The organism is Candidatus Paceibacterota bacterium (assembly GCA_041666545.1).
Taxonomy (GTDB): Bacteria; Patescibacteriota; Minisyncoccia; order Phycocordibacterales; family JBAYGS01; genus JBAYGS01.
In genome coordinates, this window is record JBAYGS010000004.1 from 38,831 (window position 1) to 54,650 (window position 15,820).

The following is a 15,820-nucleotide window of genomic DNA, read 5'->3' on the forward strand; positions in this document are numbered from 1 at the left end:
GTGTGCCTCCGGTTTTTTATGTTCTATATTTAGGCCTAAATGTGTTATAAATAAGCTGTGAAAATAGTCATTACCACCGGAATCTATCCACCAGCTATCGGAGGGCCGGCGCAATATGCCAAGAATTTGGCGGAGACTTTTCGTGCCAAAGGTCATGCAGTTAAGGTTTTGACTTACCGGCTTGAAAAATATCTGCCGACTGGGGTTAGGCACTTCTGGTTTTATTTGAGGTGTCTATTTGGTTTTGCCGGAGTGGATTTGATTATTACTCTCGATACTTTTAGCGTTGGTTGGCCATCGGTTTGTGCCGCCAAGCACTTGAATAAAAAAATTATTATCCGGACCGGCGGTGATTTTCTCTGGGAAGGTTATGTGGAAAGAACAGGGGATTTGGTTTTGCTCCGTGAGTTTTATCAAACTCGAATGGGCAAGCTATCTTTTAAGGAAAGGCAGATTTTTAGAATTACTAAAGATATTTTAGCCAAGGCCGACAAAATCGCTTTCAATACTTATTGGCAGAGAGTCATTTGGGCCGCGCCTTATGGTTTGGATTTGGACAAGACGACGGTTGTCGAAAATTTTTATGGCCCAAAAGAGGAGTCAAATTATGAAAATTTTCCGGCCCGGAAGGTTTTGGTTGGTGGTACGAGGCAATTGAAATGGAAAAATCTGGCGGTTTTGAGGCGCGCTTTTGCTCTGGCGAAAGCGCGCCTGCCGGATTTAGAGCTTGATCTTATGACTGCCGATTATGATGCCTTCCAGGACAAAATTCGTCATTCGTACGCTGTGATTCTGGTCTCTTTGGGCGATATCGGTCCCAACTTGATTATGGACGCGATTCGTCTCAATAAGCCTTTTATCTGCACGAAAGAAACCGGTCTTTATGATAAAATTAAGGATATCGGCCTTTTTGTTAATCCGCAGAATGAAAACGAAATTGCCGAGCAGATAATTTTTCTGTCCCAAAAGGTAAATTACGAGGCGGCCATTTCTCGGCTCCAAGCTTTCGATTTTATTCATACTTGGGAGGAAATTGCTGAGGAGTTTTTAAATCTTGCCCAATGACCAGAGTCTTGATGATTTCAACCGACCGAAAAATATTTGATAACAATTCTCTGGTGCGCGAGAGGATGATTGAGTATGGCTCGATTTTTGATGAATTAAATATTGTGGTTTTGACCAAGAGGGGTGAGGCGATTGGGCAGTTGCCGGTTCACCTCTCACCCAAAGTCAGAGTTTTCGCCACCGAATCGGCCGGTAGGCTCTCGGCCATCAAGGATGCTTTTAAAGTTGGGATGCAAATTCTCGATTCTGCCACCGATTTAAATTTTTGGGTGATTACCACTCAAGATCCTTTTGAGACTGGTCTCGTTGGCCGCAAGCTTAAAAGAGTTTTTAAATTGCCATTACAAATTCAGGTTCATACCGACCTTTTAAATATTCACTTTGCTCACGATCCGCTGAACAATCTCCGTTTTATTGTTGCTCGGCAAGTTTTGAAATCGGCCGACAGTCTCAGGGTGGTTTCAGAGAGAATCAAGCGGTCTTTGGTCAATGATTATCGCTTTGCCATTCCGGCCGAGAAAATTTCGGTTTTGCCGATTTTTATTGATTTGGAGAAAATCAGAAGTCTGCCGGTCTCGGTAGATTTGCACAAAAAGTATCCACAATTCGGCAAAATTGTCTTAATCGCTTCTCGTCTGACCAAAGAAAAAAATTTGTTTTTTGCTCTCAAGGTTTTCAGAAGGCTTTTGAAAGAAACACCGGAGGCGGGTTTGGTGATTGTCGGTGATGGGCCAAAGAGATTGAAATTGGAAAAGAAGGCCAAGAGTTGGGGAATCGCCGACCGAGTTAAGTTTGAGGGTTGGCAAGATAATTTGGTCTCTTATTACAAGACTGCCGATACTTTTCTGAGCACTTCGTTTTACGAAGGCTTTGGCTTAACCATTGTCGAAGCAATTGCTCTCGGCTTGCCGGTTGTCTCTTCCAATGTTGGCATCGCTTCGCAAGCCTTAACCAGTGTGAATGGTTCGGTTTGCGAGTATCCGGACATCGATTGTTTTGTCCATCGACTCTGGCACTTTTTGGCCGAAGGTCGGTTTGAGCCGGGGAGCGGTGATATCAATTTTTCCCAGATTATGACCACTGACAAGGCCGATTATCTTCGCAAGTACCAGCAAGCTATCGAGATTATTGCTCGCGCACGTTAATTAAAATCATCCGCGGTTTTCCCGGATTTGAAAAATGAAAATTTTATTTATAACTCAAAAGGTTGATAAGAATGACGCCGTGCTCGGGTTTATCCACGGTTGGCTTTTGGCTTTGTCGAAACAGTTTGCCGAGCTCCAAGTGATTTGTCTTGAGAGGGGTGAAGTCAATTTGCCGGCGAACGTAAAAATTTTCTCTCTGGGCAAGGAGAGTGGCCGATCACGGCTCAAGTACATCTCTAATTTTTATCGAACAGCTTTCGGCCGCCAGGCCGATTATGAGGCTGTTTTTGTCCATATGAACCCCGAGTATGTCATTCTGGGCGGCTTATTCTGGCGTTTTAAGGGTAAAAAGGTGGTTATGTGGTACAACCACACCTACGGCGATTGGCGGGCCAAATTAGCCATGTTTTTGGCCAATATTCTTTGTCACACTTCACCCTACGCCTTTACGGCCAAGACTAAAAAATCAGTTCGGATGCCGGCAGGGATTGATACGGGAATTTTCCAGCCGACTGGTGTAGATAAAAAGAAAAACTCAATTTTATATTTGGGCCGGATCTCGCCAATTAAAGATCTCGGCACTTTGCTTGAAGCTGTGAAGATTTTGGATCAAAACAGTTTCCCTTTTGTTTTGGATGTTTACGGCGAGGCCTTGGTGGGGGATCTTGGCTATTTGAAGCAACTACAACAAAAATTTGAGAGTTTAATCCGAGCGGGCAAAATCGATTTTTTTGGTTCTGTTGCCAATTTCAAAACCCCGGAAATTTTTTCTAGTCATGAGGTTTCGGTCAACCTGACTCCCGCCGGCAATTATGATAAAACGGTATTGGAGACCATGGCTTGCGGATCTCTGCCACTGGTTTCTTCGCCGGCTTTTAAAGATGCCCTGCCAACGGAATTCTTTTTCAAAGAAAAGGATCCGGTTTCCTTGGCTGAGACACTCAAACGAGTTTTATTTTTCGATCAGGATAAGAAAAATTCTCTCGCCGTGGATTTACGAAAATATGCTGTTGCCAATCATGGTTTGGATAAATTAGTATCTGCCATTACAAAACTCTATGAATAAAAAAATTTATTACATTGCCCACTGCCGTTTCCCGTCTGAAAGGGCTCATGCGATCCAAGTTGCGAAAATGATTGAAGCCATGAGCCTTAATGGTTTTGAAGTTGAGCTGATTGTGCCGGATCGGGAGAATGCCATTTCGCAAAGCCCGAAGAATTTCTACGGTCTCCAGACCGATATTTTGGTTAAGTATCTGAAAATTTGTGATCTCTATCGTTTCGGCAAACTTGGTTATCGGTTAAGTGGCCTGTCATTTATTCTGGCCTACCGTCGATTTATTAAGGAAAGGCAAAAGGCCGGAGAAAAGTTCTTGCTCTACACTATCGACATGGATCAGTTCTCGCTCATCGGTGTCAGTTTTTTGCACACGCCTTTTGTGGTTGAGGTCCACGATGCCAAAAAATACAGCTGGATTTTTAATCGAATGTTTAAAAGAGCCACCGCTATTTTGACGATTAATAATTTGATTAAAAACGAGATTGTGAAAACTTTTTCTCTGTCGTCTGAGAAGGTTTTGGTTCAACCGAACGGTATCGACCTCCAAATGTTTTCCAAACCGGCCGATAAGGCGGCTTGGCGGGGGAAGTGGAGTATTCTTCTTAATCGGCCATTCGTACTTTATGTCGGCAAATGTTATGACTGGAAGGGTTTGGAAATATTCGATCAGGCCCTGAAGGCTTTGCCGGAAATTAATTTTGGTTTCGTTGGTTGTAGTAAAGGCGAGGTTGAAAAGATGACCGGCCAGAAATATGATTTGCCGAACGTTTTATTTTTCAGTCAGCGGCCGTATACCGAGATGGTTGATTGGATGAGGAGTGCGGACATTCTGCTTGTTATCGGCACCAAGAAGAATGAGTATTCTTACTATCACACTTCGCCAATGAAATTGTTCGAGTATTTGGCGACCGGAGTGCCGATTTTGGTTGCCGATACCCCGGCCATCAAAGATATGGTGAGCGAAAAGGAAGTCTTTTTCTATCAGGCTGATAATTCCGAAAGTTTCGTCTCGTCGATTCGAAAAATTATCAGTGATCAAAAAACTGCCGGTTTAAGATCGGCCGAGGCTTTAAATTTGGCCGGTAAATTGTCTTGGTCAAGCCGAGTTTTGCTGGTGCTTAATTTTGTGAAGAATAAGTTATGAAAATTGGCATAGTCCTCCATCCATTTGATGAGAAGAGGCCTGCCGGACTTGGCCGGTATATTTTTGAGCTGACCAAGGAAATTATCGAGAGAGATCCGGAAAGTCAATTTATTATTTATCTAAAACAAACGCCGAAGGAAAAATTGAATATTGGAAGCAATAATTGGCAAACGGTGGTTCTTGGCGACGGTTATTTCTGGCTCGAAGGCTTAGCCGGAACCCCGAAGGCCGATCTTTATATTTTTAATACTCCGATTATGCCTTTTTTCTTCCGGCCGAAGCGGTCTCTGGTGATCGCTCTCGACTTTGCTTATCTTGATTTTGCTTCGTTTTGGCAGTGGCCAAAGATGTGGCCTTTAAAACTGTATCATCGTTTCTCTCTGAGGCGGGCGACCAAAATTATAGCGATTTCTGAAACTACCAAACAAGAGGTGATGACTCGTTTTGGAATTGACCGGAATAAAATCGAGGTCATTTATCCGGGTTTTAACCCAATCTGTAATTTGCCGTCCCAAGCGGTAGCGACGCCGGAAAAATATTTTCTTTATGTCGGTGTGATCAAGGCCCGAAAAAATCTTTTGAGGGTTGTTGAGGCCTTTGCACTTTTTTTGAAAGACTTTCCGAAGTATCAACTGCTGATAGTTGGGAAGGGACAAGGGAGGTATTACGACCGGGTTAAAAGCCTGATCATAAAAAGCGGGATTTCTGAACAAGTTAAATTTGTCGGCTATGTCTCAGATCAGGAATTATCATCTCTTTATCAAAAAGCTGAGGCTCTGGTCTTTCCCAGTCTGGCTGAAGGTTTCGGTTTTCCGGTTTTGGAGGCCATGGCTTGCGGTCTGCCGGTCATTACTTCCAATCAAACTTCGACCAAAGAAATTGGGGAAGCGGGCTCGGCTTGCCTCGTCGATCCTAAAAATTCGAAGGAAATTAGCGGGGCGATGGTTAAAATTGCTTCCAATCAGGATTTTCGCCGGCTACTGGTTGAAAATGGCCAAAAGCGGTCACAAGAATTTTCTTGGCGAAAATGCGCGGAACAATTTATCAAGCTTATTAATGATTTAAAATGAAAATTGGCTTTTTGGCTCACAATTTAGGTCATGACAATGGTGCCGGAGTTTTTGCCAATCGCATTGTCGAAGGGGTTAAAAAAGCCGGTTTTGAGGTTGTGGTTTTAACCTCGATTGCTTCCGGCAAAACTTACGAGAAGGCTCTGATTTCTCCGAACCGTTTCCAACTGCTTAGAAATTTTTTAAAAATTCGATGTGAGCTCGAGGATTGTGACCTGATTCACGCACTCGATCTCTTTCCATATGGTTTTGTCGCTTTTTTCTGCTCACTGGGTTTGCATAAGAAGATGGTTCTGACTTTGGTTGGCAGTGGCTCGATTATCCCGCTTTATAATTTTTGGCAAAAGTGGCCGGCGCAGCTGGTAATTAAAAAGGCTCGGCACTTAACGGCGATCAGCAGTTTTGTGGCCAAGGAAGTTTTGAAAAAATTACCCGCCAAACTCGATGTCTCCGTGATTACACCGGGAATCGATTTTGCCAAATTTCAAAATCCTAAGCCGGAACTGGTGGCGAAATTTTCCGGTCTCTATTCACCCTATCTCATCGGTGTAGGATCATTACGCTGGCGCAAGGGGTACAAGTACACCATCTCGGGCTTCGCTAAGTTGGCTAAGCAGTTGCCGACCTTGAAGTATGTGATAGTCGGGAAGAAGTACAGCGACAAGCAATACAATAAGATCGTCGATTTGATCCGAGAATTGAATCTGGAGAATAGGGTAGTATTGCTTACCGATGTCGACGATTTGGAAGTGCTCAAAGCTTTGTATGCCGGAGCCGAGGTGTTCGGCCTGCTTTCTCAGAATATTGGTCACGATGTTGAAGGTTTTGGCATGGTATTTTTGGAGGCGGCGGCGCTAGGTTTGCCGATTGTGGGCAGTAAGGATTGCGGGGTTGAGGAGGCCTCACTTAGCGGTCAGAATGGATATTTGGTAGACTCCACAGATGTCGACGGGTTTGTCTTCGCGGTTGGAAAGATAATCGCTAGTCCGAATTTAAGGCGGGCGATGTCAGAGAAGTCGGTCGAGTTTGCAAAGAGTCAAGGTTGGGATGATAAAATTAAGGCCTATTTGAAGATTTATGAATCAATCATTTAAAAGACTTAATCTTGGTTGTGGCCACGACATTAAATCGGGTTGGATCAACGTTGACTCGATAAATTTGCCAGGCGTTGATATCGTTCATGATTTAAACCAACTGCCACTGCCTTTTAAAAACAATCAATTTGAAGAGATCCTTTGTCAGGATGTTTTGGAGCATTTGGAGTATATTCCGGTCTTGAAGGAGATTCATCGGATTTTAGATGTGGGCGGCCAAATTAAGATTCGAGTTCCGCACTTCACTTCTCGGGTCAATTTTATGGATCCGACTCACAAGAAAATGTTTTCGATCAGAACTTTTGATTTTTTTACCAAAACTTCTTTCAAAAATCGAGCCTACTATTTCGATTTTCATTTTACTAAAGTTGTCGAAGCTAAAATTATTTTCGAACATAGCTTGAAGTGGTTTGCTTTCAATCACTTGGTAAGTTTCTTGGTCAATCACAGTCGGAAAGCTCAGGACTGGTATGAAGCTACCGGCTTCTCCAGACTTTTTCCGGCCCAAAACATCATTGTCACACTGCTAAAATGAAAATTGCGATTATTGTCAGGCGATTAAATGTGCGAGGTGGCACTCAACGGCAGGCCATTGAGTTGGCTCTGCGCCTGCAAAGTTCCGGCAATTCAGTGACTCTGTACACTTTTAAATATGAGCCGAAAATTTGTTTTGTGAGCGCTCTTCACAATCTCAAGGTGATTGAACTTAAAACTGAAAGCCGTCAGCCGGCTGGTTATTTAAAAAATCTCTGCTTGGAACAGAAAAAGGCCAAAGAATTGGCCAAGTTGATTGATCAAGATACCGAAATTTTGAATCCGCACGATCAGTTGAGTTATAAAGTGGCCTATTACTTTAAGAAGCAAGTCAAAAATATTCCCTCAATCTGGATGATGAATGATATGCCGACCAAGTGGCCGTCATTTCTTAGGGAGAGGGAGGTAAATCCGAATTTGAAAATCGGTTTACTTAAACACCTGGCCTACAAACTTTTTGACTATTATGATACGCACAAATTTATCAAAGCCCAGAATAGGATTGTAGTGCTCGACAATCGCGATCGAGATTGGGTCCGCCAATTTTTTGGCCAAACGGCGGAAGTGGTGAGGAGTGGTTTGGATATTAGCGGCTTTATTTTCAAAGCTCGAACGGTCGTTCGTGGCGAACAGATTAAAATTCTGACGACCAGTATCTTTTTTCCTCATCGTCGCTTTGAAGACACGATTGAGGCAATTTCGATTTTGAAGTCTAAAGGTTTTAATTTAAAATTTCAGATTGTCGGTGATTTTGATTCTGATAAAGTTTACGCTGACTTTACCAGACGACGAATCGTGGAACTCGGCCTTGAGCACGAGGTTGAAATTATGGGCCGAGTCAGTGATGAAGAGCTTAGGTTCTTGTACCAGAGCGCCCACCTGTTTGCTTTTGTGAGTCACATGCAAAGCTGGGGTTTGGCGGTTTTTGAAGCGATGGCTACGGGTTTGCCCATTATCGTTTCCGAAACTACCGGGGCGGCTGAAGTCTTGATCGATAAAAAGCGGGCGCTTTTCGTGCCGCCAAAGTCACCAAAAGCGATTGCCGGGGCGATTGAGCTTTTAGTCGGCGATCCGAAGCTTTATCACGACTTGGCGTCTAATGGCCGGCAATTTGTCGAACAGAATATTTCTTGGGAAAAGTACACGGCCAAAATGCTCGAGATTTTTCGTAGTGAGCTTAAGCGTTAAATGGTTATAATGTTTTAATATGAGGCCCAAAACAATTTTTATCAGCAGCTTCCATCCGATGATTTCACGCAATATTTTGGCGACTGATTTTTTTTCATACCTGAAAGCTCAAAAAAATATAAGGATTGTCATTCTGGTTCCAAGATATAAGGCCGAATATTTTAAGCAAATGTTTGGCTCGACCAATGTGATCATTGAAGGGGTTGGCCCCTATCAAGCTTCGCGGACTTTTCTCGGTCTGTTGTTTAAGAAATTAGGGGTGATGCTTTTTAACACAAGAACGGCACGGAATCGAAAAAGATATGAATACCTTTATCACAAAAAGTACGGCCTGTACTCGGCTTCAATGGTCCTGGGCTCAATTGGCCGTTTTGCTTTTGTAAGGGCAATTGTTCGCGTCTTGGACTTAAGTTTTTGTCCACAAGGCTATTTTCTCGACTTGTTTGAGAAGTATCAGCCGGATTTGGTTTTCTCGACCGACTTGCAGAATGAGAATGATGTTAGCTTGTTGCAAGATGCTAAACATCGGAAGGTCAGGATTGTCGGCATGGTCAGGTCTTGGGACAACCCAACTCAAAGGATTTTTCGGATTTTGCCGGATCGGCTGGTGGTCGGCTCCCAGGAGTTATTTTCTGAAATTTTGGAGTTATATAAGTATCCGGCCAAACTAATCAGCGTTATAGGTAATCCTCACTACGATCGGTATCTTGTGGGCCCGACACAATCGAGAGGCGATTTCTTCAAGTCTTTTGGAATATCACCAGATCGTAAATTAATTGTTTATGCGCCGGTGAGCGACGCCCTGATAAAATTTAACGATATCGATCAGTACGTGATGTCTTTACTGGGTAAAGTCGAGGCTTCCGTGATTGTGCGGTTTCCGGCGGAAAAAGGTGTACGTCTGGATAACTTTGTAAAACCTGACAATATGGTTTTCCATCGGACGGGCAAGTCCTTTAACGATAGGGAGCAAGGCGATCGAGAGATTACGCCGGCCGACGATGAGAGTCTGATCAACGAGCTATTTTATGCCGATCTGGTGATTACTGGACCGACGAGTATCGCTGTCGATGCGCCATTTATGGATCGGCCGACAATCGCCGTGAATTTTTATCCCACACCCAGAAATTTCTTTGAGACAGTTTACTCATATAAGTGTGATCACATTCAAAAAGTTCTGGAAACCGGCGGCGTGCATTACAGTGACAGTGTCGAAGATTTTTTTCAGGCGATTGCGGCTTATCTCAAAGATCCGGCCAAAGATCGAGCTGGAAGGCTTAAGATTAAGCAGAAATGGTTTTCAAAAGCTGACGGCCTGGCGGGCCAGAGGCTAGCCAAAGTTGTCATAGATGAATTAGCTCTCAAATCATGAAGACGATAATTATTCCGGTTACCACCAATTTTTTTACCAGGAATTATCTTCATTCCGGCTTTATCAGCAAGATCGCTAAGACGCCGGAAGTGCAGATTGTTCTTGTGGTACCGGGACGCTTGAGGTCTGATTATGAAAAAATTTTCGCCGAACTCGATAATATCCGGTTGGTTGAATTTCCACATAATGGTCATCGACTGGCCGATAAGATTTTTAAGTTTATTGAGACTTCAAGTATCAGTACTCACACTCGATACATGCAGATGATGTCGGAATTTTTCCGACTCCAGGCCAAACATAATTTCTTGGTGAGATGGTCGATCTTGTTCACTCGGCTTGGTTTTTTCGCCTTAGGTAAATTTAGGTTCTGGCGAGTTTTTATAAGGTGGAGCTATGGAGTAATCCCGAGCCGGACTTTTGCCGAAATACTCAATGAGTATCAGCCGGATTTGGTTTTCTCTCCGACCATGCTTTATGACGATTATCGGATTCTAAAAGAGGCCAAGCAGAGGGGGATTAAAACTGCCGGCATAATCCTAAGCTGGGATAATCTTTACAGTAAATCATTGTTGCGTGTTCATCCGGATCAACTTTTTGTGCACACCGAGGTGTTAAAACAACAAGCCGCGAGTCTTGGTGATTATCCGGCTTCGCATATCTTGGTCACCGGAGTCTTGCAGTATGATCGGTATTTCAATCGGGATCAGACTAAAACCGACTGCCAAGCTTTTCGAGAATCGGTCGGCTTTAAAAAAGATGAAGCGATGATCTTGTACGCCTTGTCGGGAAAGGCCGGTCTTGATATAGACTTTGTTATTCTTAAACTGATCAGAAAAATTATCGATAGCGGACAACTAGAAAGGAAAGCCAATGTTTTGATTAGGCCGTATCCCAAGGTTGATTTTTCCGTAGAAAAGCTGGAAAGACTGCAAGCCGAACTCGGCTTTGTTGGCCAGTCATCAGTGGCCCATTTTGCCGAACGAGATGATTGGGAGTTTGATGAACAATCTTTAAATTTGCTCGAAATGCAACTCCAGTGCACTGACATCGTCATTACCATGTATTCAACTTTCTTTATCGAGGGGGCGATTTTTGACAAGCCGCTTATCGGTATAGCTTTCGATGGTGACTTAAAGCGTGATTATTGGAATTCGGCCAAACGATTTTTTGATTGGGATCATTTAAGAGATATTAAAACTACCAATGGCATTGATTTGGTGAGGACCGAGAATGAATTGAAGGAGTCACTTAACCTGGCCATTAAAAATCCGGGGCAACTTCAGTTGGGTCGAGAAAGTATTGTTAAGATGCAATGCGAGTTTACCGACGGTAAAGCGAGTTGGCGGCTGGCTTCCGCGATCAGTAAATTGTTAAGCCAGGAGACCGACAAAACCATTCATGCTAATATTTAACCTTAATGAAAAAAACTGAAACAATTTTAATTAGCATCGCTTCTTCAGCCGCCTTTCGAAACCTGTTTTTATTTCCAGGGAGTTTCCTTGATTATTTGAAACAAGCGATGCGGTCGGGTGATTTATCTGTCGTCTTCGTTGTGACAAAGCAATATGACGCTAAATATCGCGAATTTTTAAATCAGGCGTTGGCTGAAGTCAAAGATTACTGGACGATCGAAGTCATTAAAGTGCCGACCCCTAGAGGATTTCTCCAAAGATTTTTCTATTTCTGTTACTCGTACCTGATCTTTACCGGCACCACGATGATTATGGCCACGATTGGTACCCGGCCGGATGAACCGCCGGCTGGCGGGCGAGGATACCTTTCGCCGATTAAAGGATTCATCAGTTTGAGTCTTGGGAAATCAGCTTATGTGAAGCAAAAACTGGTACCGGCTCTGTTTCAGTCTATTTTCAAAAACATTCGATCTTTTGCCCCAGTTTTCGATAAGTACCAACCGGTCAAAATTTTTGCCACCCACATTTATGGTTGGTTCGACATGATTTTGATTTCTGAGGCGAAGCGGCGAAATATCAAGACAGTCGGCATGCCGGCCGGTTGGGATCATTTGGATAAATATTTCTTGCCGCTCAAAGTTGATCGACTGGTTGTGCAGAGTCAGCAAATTAAAGATATGGCCGTCGATTACCAAGGTTATAATCCTGAGTCGATTGAAATTGTCGGCTATCCGCACTTTGATTTTATTTGGAAGCGAGAATTTTTGCAGCCGAGGGAGAAAATTTTGGAAACTCTTAATTTTCCGACCAACGCCAAGTTTATTCTGTATATCTCGGGCAGTGCCTATTGTCCTGATGAGCCGGAAATAATTGAGACCATGATCAAGTGGGCCGACGAAAATAAATTTGGCACTGATGTGCGTTTTGTGATCCGCCCTTACCTTGGCGGTCGCAGCAAAGATCGAGAGTTCGATGAAGAAAAGTTTAATCGTTTTGAGAATAATCCGAGGGTTTATTTTTACCGGCGAGAGTTTTGGGGAGATATCCCAAAAACCGAGCATTTTTTGAACATCATCAATTCTGCCGATGCCGTGATTTCGGTTTACAGCACCGCCGTGCTTGAGGCGGCCGTGCTCGATCGCCCGATTGTGGCCCCGCTTTTTGACGGCTATCAAATTCGTCCTTTCAGGCGTTCGATTACTCGTTTTGCCAAATTCGATCACTTTAAGAGTGTTCTTGAGACCGGCGCCTTAAGAACCCCGAAGAGCTTTAAAGAATTATTTGCCGATCTGGATAAATATTTGCGCGACCCTGCAGCCGATTCCGATAAGCGCCGACTTTTGAGAGAAAACGTCTGCGGCCCGCTTGATGGTCATTCATCTGAAAGGGTTTTTAGGGCTCTGTCTAAGTGAAAAGCCGAGTCGGTTTCGCTTAAATTTCTTGACTCGAATTTACAAGCTAGAATGATATAATTATCCGGCTAGTCCTCAATAAAGTGGAGGAGAGGGATTGAGTTTCAGGTTGTCTATAATTACCAGATCACATTAATTAATATTCAATGAGTGTTTACGATATACCTTTCTGGTCAAAGGATTTTTATGACCACAAAGCTAGGTGGATCCATTACTATAACCAGATTAGGGCAGTGGCGAATGAGATCAAATTTCGCGGTAAAGATCTCAAGTCTTTCCGTGTTCTCGAGGTTGGTCCATCGCACGGCCAGGTGACCTCTTATTTGAAAAAATTTGGCGTTGATACCACCACGATTGATAATAAAAAAGAGTATAGTCCGGATGTCCTGGGTTCGGTTTACGAGATGCCTTTTCCAGATAATTCGTTCGATATGATTTTGATCTGTGAGGTGTTGGAGCATATGCCATACGAACAGTTTCCGGTTGCCCTCAAGGAGCTTTACCGAGTGACCAAGAAAACTGTGTTTTTCTCGGCCCCGGATACCAGGAGGACCTTTTCGGGTCTTTACCTGAAATTGCCTTTTTTGAAAGCGGTTGAATTTATCCTCAAACTTTCGACTCGCCAAAATGAAATCATGGACGGTCATTTTTGGGAAATTGGTAAACGCGATTTTTCCGTCTCAAGAGTCAAAGCCGATATTGAAAAAGCTGGCTTCAAAATTCTTGAAGATAAGGTTTACTACGATACTCCCAAAAATCACTATTTTTGGCTGGAGAAGTAATTTGATGATTCATGTTTGCTAAGTTAATAAAAAATAAAGAAGCTTGGTTTAGGGTCTCACTCGTGACAACAATTTTGCTGGCGATTGCCGAGATCGCTTTGCTTTTAATGTACAGGGAGACTTGGGTTGATGAGCAAATTTATCTTTTCAAAAGCCTGGTAATATTAAGGGGCGATTTTGTTCCCTTTGGCGATATTTTGGTTGAATACCCGCCGGCTTTTATCTTGATTTACGGATTGCCCCAGCTAATCTTTGGTGCCGGTTTCTATGTCGGCAGGCTGACCGCCGTTCTTGTTTTGGTCATCTGTCTAATATTGTTTTTTAAATTAGCTGAAAAACTCAGTAGCCGATGGTTGGCTCTCGGTTCGGTAATTTTTCTTCTCAGCAATGTTCTACTGATCGGCAATTATATTTCGGTCTCTCTCTACGCTCCGAGTTTGCTTGTAATGCTGGTAATGGTTTATACGGAAACCTTGTCAATCAAGTCTCGATCTAAAATAATAATTGCGGGCATTTGCGGGGCGCTGCTGATCCTGATCAGGATTAATTTGGTGCCGGTCGTAATCGTCTATCTGGCTTATCTGATCTGGCAGAAGACTTCTCTGAAGCAGGTATCCTTATTTGTGGGGGTTTTCGCGGCCGTTGTAATTCTCGGCTATCTGCCAATCGTTCTCAGTAATCCAACTCTGGCGATTAGCTACATCCTGTCTCCTTTCCATGTCTTAGGACCCCTTAAGGCCTTGCCGACTAACGGTGTTTCGAGTCCTGGTCTAAGTAGCATGCTTCTGGTTTTGGCCGAATTTATCAAAGAGTATCTTATCTACCTGGCCTTATTTTTGGCTGTGGCCTTTGCTTTCGTCAAAGGACTTTCTAAAGAAGTGGCGATTCGGCAGTTTTTAATTCAAGAAAAGATTTATGTTTTCGTGACGGTTTTGGGCGTCGCCCTGATAGCGACACATTATTTTTATTGGCGGATTGCCGGCAACTTGTACTACGCTAACTATTTTATCCCAATCTTGGTGTTGTCGGCGATAATCGGGACTTTCAAATTTACGGACGATAAGTCACCTTGGGTTTTAGTTTTAATTGTCGGGATAATTCTGAACTTTGGCGCTAATATTTTGAGGACTGATGTGGTCTCCAGCCCAAATTCAGAGTCCGATCTCACCAGAGTCGAAAGGGGGGCAGCTTTTGTCAAAGCTAACACCCAACCGACTGATACCGTTGTTGCGTTTGACAACTCTATTTTTCAAGTTTATCTGGCAGGACGGAAGACTTACCCGCAATTGATTAACCGCGACTTTTATTATCTGGGAGGGGAATCTAAGGAAGTCGCCTCATCGTTATTGATGTACAATTTTGACATGCTGACTGATTGGATCAAAAATAGTGACTACCTGGTTCTTCATGAAGAAAGTTGGCCGGTAATGTTTAGGCGAGCCTTCTGGAAGGACAATGTGAAAGTGGATGGTCGGCTGGAAATCGAAAAGTTGCTGAAGGATCGATTCACGCTTGTCGGAACCGAAAAAAATGTGTATCCTCGAAAGTATACCGAGGGTAACGATGGTGGCACCCTCTTACTATATAAGAGAATCAAATGATCTCAGTTATTGTGCCGGTCTACAACGAGAAGGATAATGTCGGACCTCTGGTTAAAGAGCTGGTTTCAGTTGTCGGTAAAGAAACAAAGGATTTTGACATCATCATTGTCGATGATGGTTCAGCTGACAGCACTTACAATGAGTTAAAAAAGCTGGCGGAGACCGAGAAGCATTTGAAGGTTATAAAATTTAGCCGCAACTTCGGTCAAACCTCCGCTTTTGCGGCCGGCATCGAGGCGTCGAAGGGGGACATCATTATCACAATTGACGGCGATCTCGAGAATGACCCCAACGACATCCCTAAGATGCTCCGAATGATTGAAAGCGGAGTTGATCTGGTTTCCGGCTGGCGCAAGAACCGTTGGCAAGGTCAACTGTTTACCCGCAGATTGCCTTCACTTTGCGCCAATAAGTTGATTTCCGCCATTAGCGGGGTCAAGCTCCACGACTATGGCTGCATGCTTAAAGTGTATCGGCGTGAAGTGATCAAAGATGTCTCGCTTTATGGTGAGATGCACCGTTTTATCCCGGCTTATGTTAAATATAATGGCGCCAATATCGCCGAAGTTGAGGTTAATTATCGGCCGAGGCGATTTGGGGTCAGTAAGTATGGTTTGGGAAGGGTTTCCAAAGTTATTTTGGATCTTCTATTTATCAGGTATATGATGAATTATATGAATAAGCCGATCAGATTTTTTGGCGGGATTGGCATGTTCTCTTTGCTTCTGGGGCTTGTTTCCGGTTTGGCGGCGATAATTTTAAAAATTATGGGCCTCAGAAATCTGGTTGCGACGCCTTTGCCAATCTTCTCGGCAATCTTTGTAATTGTGGGAATTCAGCTTTTGGTGATGGGTATTTTGGCGGAAATGATCATGAGAACTTACTACGAGTCTCAACACAAGACGCCGTACAAAGTTAAAAATCGAATCAATTTTTAAGTT

Annotated in this window: 14 protein-coding genes; all 14 read left to right on the forward strand. The window is 43.5% G+C overall.

Annotation, left to right across the window (positions count from 1 at the left end; all coding sequences use genetic code 11):
* Positions 1 to 57: 57 nt before the first annotated feature.
* The 14 genes from WCT25_03720 to WCT25_03785 all read left to right on the forward strand — a co-directional run bounded on the left by WCT25_03720 (position 58) and on the right by WCT25_03785 (position 15,817).
* Positions 58 to 1,065, forward strand: coding sequence for a glycosyltransferase family 4 protein (locus tag WCT25_03720; protein ID MFA6536504.1), 1,008 nt, complete (start codon positions 58 to 60; stop codon positions 1,063 to 1,065).
* On the forward strand, positions 1,062 to 2,210 hold the full coding sequence (locus WCT25_03725; protein MFA6536505.1) for a glycosyltransferase: 1,149 nt from the start codon (positions 1,062 to 1,064) through the stop codon (positions 2,208 to 2,210). The genes WCT25_03720 and WCT25_03725 overlap by 4 nt, the downstream gene beginning before the upstream one ends.
* A 34-nt stretch (positions 2,211 to 2,244) precedes the next feature.
* Positions 2,245 to 3,276 (forward strand): glycosyltransferase family 4 protein, encoded by a 1,032-nt coding sequence (locus tag WCT25_03730; GenBank protein ID MFA6536506.1) that lies wholly within the window; start codon positions 2,245 to 2,247, stop codon positions 3,274 to 3,276.
* Positions 3,269 to 4,414: a glycosyltransferase gene (locus WCT25_03735; GenBank protein MFA6536507.1), complete on the forward strand. Its 1,146-nt coding sequence runs from the start codon at positions 3,269 to 3,271 to the stop codon at positions 4,412 to 4,414. Before WCT25_03730 ends, WCT25_03735 begins: the two co-directional genes overlap by 8 nt.
* The gene (locus WCT25_03740) at positions 4,411 to 5,484 is read left to right on the forward strand and encodes a glycosyltransferase family 1 protein (GenBank protein ID MFA6536508.1); all 1,074 of its coding nucleotides are present in this window, start codon (positions 4,411 to 4,413) and stop codon (positions 5,482 to 5,484) included. The genes WCT25_03735 and WCT25_03740 overlap by 4 nt, the downstream gene beginning before the upstream one ends.
* Positions 5,481 to 6,578, forward strand: a complete 1,098-nt coding sequence (locus tag WCT25_03745) for a glycosyltransferase family 4 protein (GenBank protein MFA6536509.1) — start codon at positions 5,481 to 5,483, stop codon at positions 6,576 to 6,578. Before WCT25_03740 ends, WCT25_03745 begins: the two co-directional genes overlap by 4 nt.
* Complete coding sequence (locus WCT25_03750) at positions 6,562 to 7,113, forward strand: methyltransferase domain-containing protein (protein ID MFA6536510.1); 552 nt, start codon at positions 6,562 to 6,564, stop codon at positions 7,111 to 7,113. The genes WCT25_03745 and WCT25_03750 overlap by 17 nt, the downstream gene beginning before the upstream one ends.
* Positions 7,110 to 8,300, forward strand: coding sequence for a glycosyltransferase family 4 protein (locus tag WCT25_03755; GenBank protein MFA6536511.1), 1,191 nt, complete (start codon positions 7,110 to 7,112; stop codon positions 8,298 to 8,300). The genes WCT25_03750 and WCT25_03755 overlap by 4 nt, the downstream gene beginning before the upstream one ends.
* Before the next feature lie 19 nt (positions 8,301 to 8,319).
* Positions 8,320 to 9,672, forward strand: a complete 1,353-nt coding sequence (locus WCT25_03760) for a hypothetical protein (protein MFA6536512.1) — start codon at positions 8,320 to 8,322, stop codon at positions 9,670 to 9,672.
* Positions 9,669 to 11,084 carry a CDP-glycerol glycerophosphotransferase family protein gene (locus WCT25_03765; GenBank protein MFA6536513.1) on the forward strand — a complete coding sequence of 472 codons (1,416 nt, stop codon included), beginning with the start codon at positions 9,669 to 9,671 and terminating at the stop codon, positions 11,082 to 11,084. Before WCT25_03760 ends, WCT25_03765 begins: the two co-directional genes overlap by 4 nt.
* A 5-nt stretch (positions 11,085 to 11,089) precedes the next feature.
* Positions 11,090 to 12,496, forward strand: a complete 1,407-nt coding sequence (locus WCT25_03770) for a CDP-glycerol glycerophosphotransferase family protein (protein ID MFA6536514.1) — start codon at positions 11,090 to 11,092, stop codon at positions 12,494 to 12,496.
* Between the two features lie 146 nt (positions 12,497 to 12,642).
* A complete protein-coding gene (locus WCT25_03775) occupies positions 12,643 to 13,278 on the forward strand; it encodes a methyltransferase domain-containing protein (GenBank protein MFA6536515.1) in 636 nt (211 codons plus the stop codon).
* A gap of 11 nt (positions 13,279 to 13,289) precedes the next feature.
* Positions 13,290 to 14,879 carry a glycosyltransferase family 39 protein gene (locus WCT25_03780; protein ID MFA6536516.1) on the forward strand — a complete coding sequence of 530 codons (1,590 nt, stop codon included), beginning with the start codon at positions 13,290 to 13,292 and terminating at the stop codon, positions 14,877 to 14,879.
* Positions 14,876 to 15,817, forward strand: a complete 942-nt coding sequence (locus tag WCT25_03785) for a glycosyltransferase family 2 protein (protein MFA6536517.1) — start codon at positions 14,876 to 14,878, stop codon at positions 15,815 to 15,817. The genes WCT25_03780 and WCT25_03785 overlap by 4 nt, the downstream gene beginning before the upstream one ends.
* Positions 15,818 to 15,820: the final 3 nt, after the last annotated feature.